General features: G+C 72.5%; 11 protein-coding genes and 2 pseudogenes. 6 read left to right on the plus strand and 7 right to left on the minus strand.

Annotated elements, in window-relative coordinates; genetic code table 11:
• Positions 1-74 precede the first annotated feature (74 nt).
• Positions 75-926: a spermidine synthase gene (locus RAN62_RS15020; RefSeq protein ID WP_305785210.1), complete on the minus strand. Its 852-nt coding sequence runs from the start codon at positions 924-926 to the stop codon at positions 75-77.
• Between the two features lie 84 nt (positions 927-1,010).
• Between RAN62_RS15020 and RAN62_RS15025 the strand changes: the two genes are divergently transcribed.
• Positions 1,011-2,456 carry a DUF1800 domain-containing protein gene (locus RAN62_RS15025; protein ID WP_305785211.1) on the plus strand — a complete coding sequence of 482 codons (1,446 nt, stop codon included), beginning with the start codon at positions 1,011-1,013 and terminating at the stop codon, positions 2,454-2,456.
• A 2-nt stretch (positions 2,457-2,458) separates the two neighbouring features.
• Entirely contained in the window at positions 2,459-3,712 is a 1,254-nt protein-coding gene (locus RAN62_RS15030) for a DUF1501 domain-containing protein (protein WP_305785212.1), read from the plus strand.
• Here RAN62_RS15030 and RAN62_RS15035 read toward each other — a convergent pair.
• Positions 3,675-4,637 (minus strand): anti-sigma factor RsbA family regulatory protein, encoded by a 963-nt coding sequence (locus RAN62_RS15035; RefSeq protein WP_305785213.1) that lies wholly within the window; start codon positions 4,635-4,637, stop codon positions 3,675-3,677. The genes RAN62_RS15030 and RAN62_RS15035 overlap by 38 nt on opposite strands.
• Positions 4,638-4,830: 193 nt before the next feature.
• On the opposite strand from RAN62_RS15035, the gene RAN62_RS15040 reads away from it, so the two are divergent.
• Complete coding sequence (locus RAN62_RS15040) at positions 4,831-5,217, plus strand: hypothetical protein (protein WP_305785214.1); 387 nt, start codon at positions 4,831-4,833, stop codon at positions 5,215-5,217.
• Between the two features lie 186 nt (positions 5,218-5,403).
• A pseudogene (locus RAN62_RS41125) lies at positions 5,404-5,670 on the plus strand (phosphotransferase-like protein); the annotation flags it as partial.
• A gap of 74 nt (positions 5,671-5,744) precedes the next feature.
• Here the strand turns inward: RAN62_RS41125 and RAN62_RS41130 are convergent.
• The 3 genes and pseudogenes from RAN62_RS41130 to malQ all read right to left on the minus strand — a co-directional run.
• Positions 5,745-6,047 (minus strand): annotated as a pseudogene (locus RAN62_RS41130) (winged helix-turn-helix transcriptional regulator); the annotation flags it as partial.
• Between the two features lie 100 nt (positions 6,048-6,147).
• A complete protein-coding gene (locus tag RAN62_RS15050; protein ID WP_305785216.1) occupies positions 6,148-6,327 on the minus strand; it encodes an antitoxin in 180 nt (59 codons plus the stop codon).
• A 69-nt stretch (positions 6,328-6,396) separates the two neighbouring features.
• Positions 6,397-8,334 carry a 4-alpha-glucanotransferase gene (malQ, locus tag RAN62_RS15055; protein ID WP_305785217.1) on the minus strand — a complete coding sequence of 646 codons (1,938 nt, stop codon included), beginning with the start codon at positions 8,332-8,334 and terminating at the stop codon, positions 6,397-6,399.
• Positions 8,335-8,461: 127 nt separating this feature from the next.
• On the opposite strand from malQ, the gene RAN62_RS15060 reads away from it, so the two are divergent.
• Positions 8,462-8,716 (plus strand): hypothetical protein, encoded by a 255-nt coding sequence (locus RAN62_RS15060; protein WP_305785218.1) that lies wholly within the window; start codon positions 8,462-8,464, stop codon positions 8,714-8,716.
• A 24-nt stretch (positions 8,717-8,740) separates the two neighbouring features.
• Positions 8,741-9,976, plus strand: a complete 1,236-nt coding sequence (locus RAN62_RS15065) for a chitosanase (protein ID WP_305785219.1) — start codon at positions 8,741-8,743, stop codon at positions 9,974-9,976.
• On the opposite strand, the gene RAN62_RS15070 is transcribed toward RAN62_RS15065, so the two are convergent.
• Together RAN62_RS15070 and RAN62_RS15075 are read right to left on the minus strand one after the other, a co-directional pair.
• Positions 9,973-11,223 (minus strand): family 16 glycosylhydrolase, encoded by a 1,251-nt coding sequence (locus RAN62_RS15070; RefSeq protein ID WP_305785220.1) that lies wholly within the window; start codon positions 11,221-11,223, stop codon positions 9,973-9,975. The genes RAN62_RS15065 and RAN62_RS15070 overlap by 4 nt on opposite strands.
• Before the next feature lie 107 nt (positions 11,224-11,330).
• Positions 11,331-12,287, minus strand: coding sequence for a carbohydrate-binding protein (locus tag RAN62_RS15075; RefSeq protein WP_305785221.1), 957 nt, complete (start codon positions 12,285-12,287; stop codon positions 11,331-11,333).
• Between the last annotated feature and the right edge of the window lie 84 nt (positions 12,288-12,371).

A 12,371-nucleotide genomic window follows, 5' to 3' on the forward strand; every position in this document is an offset into this window, starting at 1 on the left:
CGGGATCGGACAACCCACTGAGCGATCATTTCATGTGATTCGTGCTGGTCAGGGCCCCGAGTCCGAGACACGAGTCACGACCGGCCGCTGAACAGGCCCTCCGGTGGCGGGGGCGACGGCACGGCTTCGGCGTCGCGGACCGGGGCGCGGCCCCCGGCGAACCGGTCGAGGTCGGTCTCGACCCGCCCGGGGAACCAGTCGCCCGCGGCCCGGCGGCTCAGCTGGTCGACCGGGAGCGGGGTGCGGCCGGCGACGACGACGAGGTTGCCGAAGCGGCGCCCGCGCAGGACGGCGGCGTCGGCGACGAGGCAGGCCTGCGGGAGCGCGGCGCGGATCGTGGCGACCTGCGTGCGCGCGTACGTCAACGGGGGCCCGTCGGCGACGTTGGCCACCAGGAGCCCGGCCGGGGCGAGCACCCGGGCGACCTGATCCATGAACTCGACGGACGCCAGGTGGGCTGGGGTGCGCGCGCCGGCGAAGACGTCGAGCACCACGAGGTCGTACCCGGCCTCGCGCATGCCCGACACGGCCTCGCGCGCGTCGCCGACCCGGACCTTCAGCTTGGCTCGCGGGTCCCAGGGCAGGGCCGAGCGCACAAGGTCGACCAGCGGCCCGTCGATCTCCACGACCCGTTGCGGGGAGCCGGGGCGCGTCGCCGCGACATAGCGGGGCAGGGTGAGCGCACCCCCGCCGAGGTGCAGGACCCGCAGCGGTACGCCCGGCGGCGCGGCCAGGTCGATCACGGCGCTCATCCGCCGGACGTACTCGAACTCCAGGTGCGTCGGATCGTCCAGGTCGACGTGCGACTGCGGGGCGCCGTCGAGCAGCAGCGTCCACGCGCCGGGCCGGTCGCCGTCGGGCACGAGCTCGGCCACGCCGGAGGCCACGACCTCGGTCCGGCGGGGGGACTGCCTGCGCTGAGCCATGACCGACAAGTATGTCGGTTGCGGTCGGGGAGCACCGCGCGGGGAACCCGATGATCTTGGCGCGACCGGCCGACTGGGCAGCACGTGACGGCCACCACCGACTTCCTGCCCGGCGACCCGCTGCTGCACCTGCTGCGCCGGGCGACGTACGGCCCCACGCCCGCGGCCGTCGCCGACATCCGCCGCCTCGGTGCCACCGCGTGGCTCGACCGGCAGCTCAAGCCGGCCACGATCCCCGACCCCGTCGCGGACAACCTGGTCGCGCGTCTGCCGATGAGCGGGATGAGCATCGACGCGATCCGCACCCGGGTCCGCAAGGGCGCGCTGCAGGAGTACGCCTGGGACGCCATGTTCGAGACCGGGTACGCCACGGTGGCCCGCGCGGTGTGGAGCGAGCGCCAGCTGTTCGAGGTCATGACCGAGTTCTGGTCGAATCACCTCAACGTGACGTGCCCCTCGGGCGACGTGTGGGACAGCCGCTCCGACTATGACCGGACGGTGATCCGGGCGTACGCGCTGGGCCGCTTCTCGGACATGCTGAAGGCGAGCGCCCGGCATCCGGCCATGCTGACCTACCTCGACAACCGGTTCTCCACGCGCGCGGCGCCGAACGAGAACTACGGCCGGGAGCTGCTGGAGCTGCACACCGTCGGACTGGGCTACTCGGAGTCCGACGTCAAGAACGCGGCCCGGCTGCTCACCGGGCTGACCGTGCGCTGGGACACCGGCAAGTACCGCTACGACGCCGCGCAGCACGCCACGGGCGCGGTGCAAGTGCTCGGCTTCAAGCACGCGAACGCCACCGCGGCCGGGGGCGAGGCCGCCGCCCTCGCGCTGCTCGACCACCTCGCCGTGCACCCGGCCACGGCCAAGCGGATCGCCACCAAACTCTGCGTACGCTTCGTGGCCGACGACCCGCCCGCGTCGCTCGTGACGAAGCTGACCAAGGTCTACCTCGACAACAAGTCGGCGATCGCCCCGGTGCTGCGGGCGCTGTTCACGTCGGCGGAGTTCGCGGCGGCCGGGGGCGCCAAGACGCGGACGCCGTACGAGGATGTCGTCGCCACCGTCCGTACCCTCGGCTTCGGCCCGGACCAGACCGGGATCAAGGGCGTGCAGGCGCTCTACTGGATCACCGAGTCCGCGGGGCAGGCGCCGCTCGCGTGGGCCCCGCCGAACGGCTATCCCGACGTGGCGACCGCCTGGGCGAGCCCGTCCGGCCAGGTCATCCGCTGGAACGCCCATCTGAACATCGCGGCCGGCTGGTGGCCGGCCACGCTCGTGCGGCCGGCTTCCCCCCTCAAGGAGTACGCCGGGAGCACGCTCCCGGCCACCTACGGCGCCCTGATCGACACCGTCGCCACCCGGCTCGTCGGCCGGGCCCCGGCGCCCGCCCATCGGGAAGCCCTGGCCGCGTTCTACGGCAAGTCCCCGGCGAGCCCGCTCAAAACGAGCGACGCGGCGGCCGGATGGGCGTTCCCGTACCTGCCCGCCCTGCTCCTCAACAGCCCCTACTTCAGCCTGAGGTGACCGTGACCAAGTTGACGGACGTGTGCGGCTGCCCGGTCAGCCGGCGCAAGGTGCTCGCGGCCGGCGCGGCCGGGGCGTTCGCCGGGCTCGTGGGCGACCAGCTCGCCACGCAGCTGGCCTTCGGCGCGCCCGGGTACACCGGCGACGTGTTCGTGCTGCTCTCGCTGCGCGGCGGCTTCGACGGGCTGTCCGCGATCGTGCCGGCGGGCGACCCCGCGTACTACGCGGCGCGGCCGGACATCGCGGTGCCGAAGGCGCGACTGCTCGGCGGGGACGGGTTCTTCGGGCTCAATCCGGGGCTGGCGGCGCTGGTTCCGTACTGGAAATCGGGGGTGTTGGGGGCCGTCCAGGCGGTGGGGCAGCCCGCGCCGAACCGGTCGCACTTCTCCGCCATGGAGGAGCTCGAGCGGGCCGCGCCCGGCACCAGCGTGCGCACCGGCTGGCTGGACCGGATGATGGGCTCGCTCGGCGCGGCCGATCCCTTCGGCGCGGTCTCCGTGGGCAGCGCCATGCCCGCCCGCGTCCTGGCCGGACCCGCCCCGGATCTGGGCCTGACCGCGATCGACGACTTCGCGCTCAGCGGCGAGGACCCCTCGCGCCCGATGGCGAGAACCATGGCCGCCCTGTACGCCGACGCGCCCCCCGCCCTCGCCACGACGACCCGGATGACGACCGCCGCCCTCGCCACCACGGCCACCCTCAAAGCGGCCGGCTATCGGCCCGCCGACGGGGCCGCCTATCCGGACACCGAGCTGGGCCGGGCCCTGCGCGACGTGGCGCGGCTGGTCAAGGCGGACGTGGGCCTGATGAGCGCCTGCGTCGACTCCGGCGACTGGGACATGCACGAGAACCTGGGCGCCGCCGTCCCCGGCCGGAAGATGTTCGACCACCTCACCGCGCTCGCCACGGCCCTCGCCGCCTTCGCGGCCGACCTCGGCCCCGCCGGCCTGGGCCGGGTCACCCTGGTCACGATCAGCGAGTTCGGGCGGCGCGTGGGGCAGAACGGGTCGGGCGGCCTGGACCACGGCTACGGCAACGCGATGCTCGTGCTGGGCGGAGGCGTGCGCGGCGGCCGGGTCCACGGCCGCTGGCCCGGTCTGGCGCCGGCGAACCTCGTCGACGGCGACCTCGCCGTGACGACCGACTACCGCGCGGTGATCGGGGAGATTCTGCGGGCCCGGTGCGGCGTGAGCGACCTCGGCGGCGTCTTCCCCGGGGTCAAGCCGAGCACGCTGGGTGTCGTTCGCGCTCGCTGACCGGCCGGTCGCCGGCCGCCGCGCGCAGCACGCCGAAGCGGGCCCGGGTCACGTCACCCTCCCGCCGCAGGGTGAGGCCGTCGCAGAGCTGGTGCACGAGCCAGAGGCCCATGCCGCCCGACACGCCCGGCACCGGCGGCAGATAGCCGGCGAACGGCTCGGGTGCCCTCCCGCCGGTGTCGGTGACCTCGCACACCACCGCGTCGGGCAGCACCCAGACGGTCAGCTCCCGCTCGGTGCCGCCGTGCCGGACGCTGTTCGTGGCGAGCTCACAGACGGCCAGCACCAGATAGTCGAGGCGGCCGGGCGGCAGCCAGCCGCCGAGCACCGCCCGCTCGCGCACGGTGGCGCGCAGCCCGGCGACGGTGTCCGGCACCGGGGCGACGAACGCCGGCGGGCCCGACACCGGCCACGGCTGGTCCAGCACCTCGGTCAGCACGCGGGCGGGCTCGTACGTGGTGCTGTCGCGCCAGCCGTCGCGGTGCACGCGCGGATGGGTGCGGCCGGGCACGTCGAGCAGGTGCGGGGGGAGGGAGCGGAGGTCGTACGGGCAGAGCAGGGTGCCGTCGAAACGGGAGAGCGCGCGGTTGAGGGCCGCCTCGTAACGGGTCCACGCGGCGGCGGGGCCGGTCCACGGCGTCTCGCCGACCAGCCGGGTCGTGCGGCCGCGGGACTGCCCGGAGCGCAACAGCTTGACCCAGCCGGCGATCGTGCGGACGGGTCTGGCGTACCACTCGTCGGCGGGCAGGAACCGCACCGACCGCGCGTCGCCGCCGAGCGCCTCACGCACCAGCCCGGCGCGATCCGGCGCCGCGGCCACCGCCACGGACTGCTCCCGGGCCAGTCCCTCCCGTGCGAACAGCGCGAGCGCCGCCGCATAGGACGCGTCGCTGTCGTAGAGGAACGCCGAGTGGACGAAGACCACCGAGCCACCTCCGAGTGCCGCCGATCGACCACGGTAACACCGGCTGTAACCAGGACCGCAGCCCGAACGGGCGGCTTGCACCGCTGCGGGTGAATACGTGCCCCGGAATCCGTGAACGACCCGTCCCGGCCGGGCCGTCCGGTTCAGACTCGGGACCAGGGTTTTGTCCACGGCGCGAACGGGAGGGCCGGAGATGCCGGGCACCGGAACCAGCATGCTGGCCGAGATCATCGGCCAGATCCCGAGGCGACCGGCCGACCCGCCGCCCCCCGGGGAGATGCCCGCGATCCTGGCGGCGGCCAGCGACAAGGCCGGGCCGCCTTTGCGCATCCGCCGTCATGAGTCGGCCGAGGGGCCCGCGTATTGGCGCTGGGACTGCGCGAGTTGTGGGGAGTATGGCGGCGGCCGTCATCACGGCGACGCGATTCAGCGGGCCATGCGGCATTGTGGTGAGCATCCGGAGCATGGGTCGTCGCTGTTGCCTCCGGCCCGCTGCCGCGAACGCGACCACCGGCTGGCCGTCCACCCCATGCTCTTCGCCCTCGACGACGACCCGCCGCCGGAGCCTCTTGCCGTCTGACGGCGCTTGGCGGGTTACTCCGGTCGGCTTCTCGCTCGGCCGGCCGTGCACCGGCGAATCAACGCGCGTCCTCGGTGATCAAGGATCATCATGACGGCCATGGAGCCCACACCGACGCAGCGTGGACCAGGCCGGGTCATCTTCCTGAACGGCGCCTCCAGCTCAGGTAAGTCCACGCTGGCCACGATGCTGCAGGCGGCCTTGGACGAACCCTTCCTCCACGTGTCCGCCGATCAGTTCGTAGCCGCGGGCATGCTCCCGGAGCGGCGCGAGGAAGGGGGGCCCTTCGACTGGTGGCACGAGGTCCGGCCTCGCTTCTTCGCGGGCTTCCACCGATGCATACCGGCCCTCGCCCAGGCCGGGAACGACCTCGTGGTGGAGCACATCATCGAGTTCGGCACGTGGCGCACCGAGCTGGCCGCCCTGCTCACCGACATCGACGTGTTCCTGGTCGGCGTGCACTGCTCCCTCGACGAATTGCGGGCCCGCGAACGCCTGCGCGGCGACCGCCGACGGCTCGCCCCGAGATCGGTCAGGCTGTACGTGACCTGGGGTGGGACGGTCGGCGCGGCGTCGCGGGTGATCAGGCCGGCGCGGGCCATGGCCTTCAGCTTCTGGGCCAGCATCTTCTCGCTGATGCCGTCGAGCCGGTCGCGCAGCTGGGCGAAGCGGTGGGGGCCCGTGATGAGGGCGGCCAGGATCAGCGTCGCCCAGCGGCTGGTGGCCTCGTCGAAGATGCCGCGGACCGGGCAGCCGTCGCCGTGCAGCAGCCGCAGGCCCTCGCCGCCCAGGACGACATCGACGGCGGCTCGATCGTCAACGTGCGCCAAGAACGCGCGGAAGCGCGTCGGGCGGCCGGCGACAAGAACGCGCGGACGCGGAACGGCCCGGCTGCGATCGGGTCGCAGCCGGGCCGGGAGCCGCGGCGGGTCACTCCTGGGTGTCGCCCGCGCCGGTCCGGGCCTGCGCCTGGTCGACGCCCTTGTCGATCTGGTCCGAGTACTTGTTGCCGCTGCGGTCGTCGACCTGGTCGCCGGCCTTCTCGATGCCCTGGTCGACCTGCTCGTCGTGCTTGTCGGCGAAGTCCTTGGCCTTGTCCATGAAACCCATGGCGTCGTCCCTTCTCGGTGCCGTTCGTGCAGACACCATTGCGGTTCCCGGCAGCGAGCAGGCAAAACCTCAGCCGCGTGTGGCGAGTACCTCCGCGACCCGGCGCATGCGGGGATCTCCGACGATCTGCTCGAGGGCGGTCTTGAGCGGCATGCGCCAGTTCGGGTACTCGTCGGTGGTGCCGGGCAGGTTGGGCTGGTCGAGCTCGCCCAGGACGTCGTAGAGCGCGGCCGTGACCAGGCGGGACGGCGTGCGGGCCAGGAAGGCGTGCATGGCGAGCACGATCTCGTCCGGCGTGCTGTCCGCGGTGATCAGGCCGTCCTCGGTGAGGCGGGCCAGGAGCTTGGCCCGGTCCTTCTCCGCGTACGCCCGCTCGTCCTCCACCGATCCGGCCAGCTGACCCAGCTCGGCCCGCACGCGGACCTGCTCACCGGCCAGGAAGCCGCCGGCCGTCGGAAGGTCGTGGGTGGAGATCGAGGCGAGGGCGTTGCGCGGGTACTCGGCCGCGGGCAGGTAGTTCTCGTCGGGGTCGTTCTCGTAGTCGCGGGTGAACCAGAGGACGGCCGAGCCCAGCATGTTCATGCGCTCGAGGGTCTTGGTGACCACCGGCTGGACGGTGCCCAGGTCCTCGCCGATCACGACGGCGCCGGCCCGGGTGGCCTCGAGGGCCAGGATGCCCAGCATGGCCTCGGGGTCGTAGTGGACGTACGTGCCCTCGGCCGGGCCCATGCCCGGCGGCACCCACCACAGCCGCCAGAGCCCGGCCACGTGGTCGACGCGGAGGCCGCCGGCGTGCCGGAAGATGCGGCGCAGCATGTCGCGGTAGGCGGCGTAGCCCGTCTCGATCAGCTGGTCGGGCCGCCAGGCGGCGAGCCCCCAGTCCTGGCCGAGCTGGTTGAAGGCGTCCGGCGGCGCGCCCGCGTGCACCCCGGCGGCGAGCACGTCCTGCAGCAGCCAGCCGTCGGCGCCGGACGGGTCGATGCCGACGGCCAGGTCGTGCACGACCCCGATCGGCATGCCCTGCTCGCGGGCGGCCTCGTTGGCGGCGTCCAGCTGCTCGTTGAGCAGCTGCTGGAGCCAGACGTGGAAGCCCACGCGCTCGTCCTTGCGCGCGGCGGCGACCTCGGGCGTGTCGGGGCGGCGCAGCTCGGCCGGCCACTCCTGCCAGTTGGCGCCGTGCCGCTCGGCGAGGACGCAGAACGTCGCGAAGTCGGTCAGGCCCGGGTCCGCGTCGAGATCGACCTCGCCGGCCGAGGGCCACAGCAGCTCCAGGGCCGCCCGCTTGGCCGCCCAGACCGCGCTGTAGTCGATGAGCCCGTCCGCGGCGGGCGCCGGCTTGAGGGCGTCCACTTGCGCCCGCAGCTCGTCGTCCGCCCGCGCGTACGCCTCGGTGTCGGCCACCCGCAGGTAGAGCGGGTTGGCGAAGCGCCGGCTCGACGGCGAGTAGGGCGAGGCCGGTACGGGCAGGGTGGGCGTCACCGCGTGCAGCGGATTGAGGAGTACGAGACCCGCGCCGTGGCTGTGCTCCACAAAGGTGCGCAGGTCACCCAGGTCGCCCATGCCCCACGACGCCGCCGAGTGCAGGCTGTAGAGCTGCAGCATCCAGCCCCACGTCTCGGGCGGCTCGGGCAGCTCGACCGGCACCACGACCAGCGTGACCTCCTGGCCGCCGGTGCGCAGCCGGTGCCAGCCGAGCGGCAGGTCGCCGGGGATCCCGGTGACGTCGCGGGTGGAGCCGTCCTCGAGCACGATCTCGCCCGGCTCGGCCAGCTCGCGCGAGTCGCCCCGGCGCACGACCACCGTGCCGGGCAGCTTGTGGTGCTTGCGGGCCTCCGCGATGGCGGCCAGCTCCCGCTCGATCGCGGCCGGACTGCTCGCGTCCACCCCGAGCAGGCCCAGCACGCCGATCACCGACTCGGCCGACACGTCCTTGCGCTCGCGGTGCCAGTCCTCGTACCAGGTCGCCACCCCGTGCGCCTCGGCCAGCGCCGTCAGCTCAGCGTCCACTGCACTCCCATCCCCCACGAACCCTTTGCCCGAAAGTCTGCACTACCCGTCCTGTTCCGGAACGAACCTGGCATCCCCGGCAGGGCCCGGACGGGCGAACCTTGCGGGCCTCCGCCAGACTGGACGCATGTCTGGAGTGACGAAATGGTGGGCCCGGCTGACCGCGGCCCTGACCGGTGCGGCGCTGACGCTGGTGATCCCGGTGCACGCCTGGGCCGCGAGCAAGGGGCTCGACACCGTCGCCGTCGAGGCGGCCAAGTCGCGGCGCCGGCGGGGCGGCTTCGGCTTCTTCCCGATCTTCGGCGGCATCTGCTGCCTGCTGGTGGTGGCCGCGATCGTGCTGGCGTTCGTGTTGATTTCGCGGAACCGCAAGCGGCGCTGAGGTCCGCCGCCTACCTTGCATAAGGTGGGGATCCGAGCAAAATCGGTCGCGCTGGTCGTGGGCGTCGCTGCAGTCTGCATGGTTCCGCTGGTCATCTCGGTGACCGCGGATGCCGCGCCTGATCTGTTGCTGACGCGCGACCGGCCCGTCCTGGCCAGCAGCACGAAGACCGCGGGCGTCGCCGGCCGGTTCGCCGTGGACGGCGACATGACCACCACCTGGCTCAGCGGCTCACCGGCGGGCAGTCAGTGGCTGCGCGTCGACCTGGGCCGCAGCCAGCGGATCACCCGGGTGCGGGTCGGCTGGGGGCCGGAGTTCGCCCGCTCGTACGCGGTGCAGGTCTCGGACGACGGCGCGAGCTGGACCGATCTCTACCGCACCGGCGGCGGCGACGGGGGCACGGACGACCTGAAGAAGCTCTCCGGCGCCGGGCGCTACCTGCGGGTGCTGGGGACCCAGCGGGACGGGACCGGCTACGCGCTGCGCGACCTGCGGGCGTACGGGCCCGGGCCGGTCGCCCCGGCCACCGAGTCGGCCCCCGGGACGTCCCTGGCCGTGCCGGCCGCCGCGGCGGGACTCGCCCAGGCGGCGAAGAAGGAGCTGGCGTTCAAGCTCGTGTCCAGCGCCGAGAATTCGACCGTCGCCTGGCGCAAGCAGTTCGGCTACATCGAGGACATCGGGGACGGGCGCGGCTACACGGCCGGGATCGTCGGCTTCTGCTCCGGGACGTCCGACATGCTCGCGGTGGTCACCGAGTACACGCGCCGGAAGCCGAAGAACGTGCTGGCGCGCTATCTGCCGGCGCTGCGCACGGTCGACGGGTCGGACTCGCACGCGGGGCTCTCGGGCTATCCGGCGGCTTGGCGCACGGCCGCCGCGGACCCGGTCTTCCAGAAGACGCAGGAGGACGAGCGTGACCGGATGTACTTCGACCCGGCCGTGACCATGGCGAGCACGGACGGCGTACGGGCGCTGGGGCAGTTCGCCTACTACGACGCCGCGGTCATGCACGGCGTCTCGGGGCTGCGCGGCATCCGGTCGGCGGCGCTGCGCAAGGCCAAGCCGCCCAAGCAGGGCGGCGACGAGATCAAGTGGCTCTCCGCCTTCCTCGACGCCCGCGTGGCGGAGATGAAGAAGGAGGAGGCCCACAGCGATGTCAGCCGGGTGACGACCGCTCAGCGGGTGTTCCTCAAGGCCGGCAACCTCGATCTGAACACTCCGCTGAGCTGGCGCGTCTACGGCGACTTGTTCCGGGCTTAGATCTTCGACCACTTCTGGTTCGAGGTGCCGCCGCAGTCCCAGAGCTGGAGCTGGGCGCCGTTGTTCGCGTTCCAGTCCTTGATGTCGACGCACTTGTTGGCGGAGATGTTCACCAGGTCGCCGGCGCCCGAGAGGGTCCAGCGCTGCACCGGGTTGCCGTTGCAGGTGACGATCTGGATCGGCGTGCCGTTGGTCAGCGCGCCGCCCGCCGGGTCGAAGCACTTGCCGAGGGCCCGCAGCGTGCCGTCGGACTGGAACGTCCACTTCTGCGCGTTCGAGCCGTTGCAGTCCCAGGTCTGCAGCCGGACGCCGTCGTTCGCGGTGCCGTTCGGGATGTCGATGCAGCGGCCGCTGAACGTCGACTTGAGCGCGTTGCCGGTGGTCGCCGGGGGCGGGGTGGTGCTGCCGCCGCCGTCGTTGGTCCAGCCGGACACGCGGACCCAGTCGACGAGCATCGTCTGCGGGAAGGAGGTGCTCGCGTCCGGGTTGCCCGGCCAGTTACCGCCCACGGCCACGTTGAGGATCATGAAGAAGTTGTGGTCGTACACCCACTGGTTGCCGTTGATCTTCGACGGGTCGACGCTGAAGTACTGCTGACCGTCGAGGAACCACTTGATGAGGTTGGGGGACCACTCCACGCCGTAGGTGTGGAAGGCGTTGCTCAGCGGCTGGCCGATGTCGCGGTTGCCGCCGATGCCGCCGGCGCCCGAGTAGCCCGGCCCGTGCACGGTGCCGTAGACCTTGTTCGGCTCCTTGCCGACGTTCTCCATGATGTCGATCTCGCCGGTGGCGGGCCAGTTGTTGCCGCCCAGCATCCAGAAGGCCGGCCAGATGCCCTGACCCTTGGGGATCTTGATGCTGGCCTCGAAGCGGCCGTAGGTCTGCGAGAACTTGTCCGCGGTCAGGATGCGGCCCGACGTGTACTGGCACGTGCCGTACCAGCACTGGGCGTTGTTCGGGTTCTCCTTGCGGGCGGTGATCGCGAGGTGACCCTGGCCGTCCTGGTAGACGTTGCTGGTCGACGTCGTGTAGTTCTGCAGCTCGTTGTTGCCGAAGCCGCTGCCGCCGGTGTCGAACTTCCACTTCGAGCCGTCGACCGACGAGCCGGCCGCGCCGTTGAACTCGTCTGACCAGGTGATGCCGCCGATGGCCGCGTCGGCCGCGTCGTTGCGCGAGGCGGCGTAGAGGCCGCCGCTCAGGGACACTGCGACGACTGCCGCAGCCAGGAACATGCGTGTCTTGCGCATGGGGATGTTTCCTCCGGGGGAAGAGGACGGGGACTGGACGCAGTCTTTACAGATTGACTGCCGCCAGTCAAGGGAGACGGCCCTCGACCCCCGGGATCACGCTTTTTCTAGAGTTTTTTGAACAGAGCCGGGAGTGCGGTCGGCTCCCAGCCCGGCAGCGAGGTGTGCGCCTCGAGCACTTCGTACTCGGCGCCCTCGAAGCTCACGACGTCGCCGGCCTGGTAGTCCACGAACGTCTTCCAGGCGGGGGCCGCGGTCTCCGACGGGGTCGGCGAGGCGGACGGAGATTCCGACGGAGATTCCGACGGAGAGGGAGACGGCGACTCGGAGGGCGACGCCGACGGTGACGCCGACTCCTCGTCGAGGCCGGAGACGCGGACGAAGTCGACGAGCATCTCCGCCGGCAGGGGCGCGTCGTCGCCGGGCACGCCGAGGCTCAGGGCGAGCCGGAACGCCTGGTCGGTGGGCACCTGCGAGAACTCCTGGACGGTCTCGCCGTCCACGGCCGCTTTCAGCGAATCGGGGGTCCACGTCACCGCGTACGTGTGGAAGTCGCCCGGCTCCGCCCGCTCCAGCAGATTGATCGTGCCTGCCCGGGTGACCACCTCGAAGGCCGGCGCGAGCCCCTCGGGCACCCGGATGCGCGCCTCGATCCGCCCGGACTCGCGGCGGAAGACGTCCTTGGTCGTCAGCTCGGCGGTGACGATGCCGCGCCGGCGGCTGTCCCGGGCGGTGAGCACGAGGTTGCCGTCGCCGTCGAGGCGCGCGCCGCGCGTGCTGATGTCGAAGCCGTCGCGCTCGGACAGCGCCCACAGCCCGGGGTCGACCGTGCTGCCCTCCCCGCCCTGGAAGTCGTCGGCGAACGTGTCGGCGAGGTCCCCGGCGGCGGGGAGGCGGCCGCGCTCGGAGGCGTCGGCGCTGTCGTTGCGGGTGGGCAGCCACACGGCCGTGGCCAGGCCGGCCGCGGCGACCACGAGGGTCACGGCCAGCCGGGGCCGCAGCGGGCGGGCGGCCTGCTGCGGTGCGCTGTGGCGCGCGGACTGCGGCGCACTGTGTCGCGGCACGGGTCAACCTCCGGGGGCGGTGAGGTCAGAGCGTCGGCGGGGCCGCGCGACGGGACGGGATCGTCATGTCCGTCAGCAAGAGAC

Source organism: Symbioplanes lichenis, from assembly GCF_030709675.1.
GTDB classification, from domain to species: Bacteria; Actinomycetota; Actinomycetes; order Mycobacteriales; family Micromonosporaceae; genus Actinoplanes; species Actinoplanes lichenis.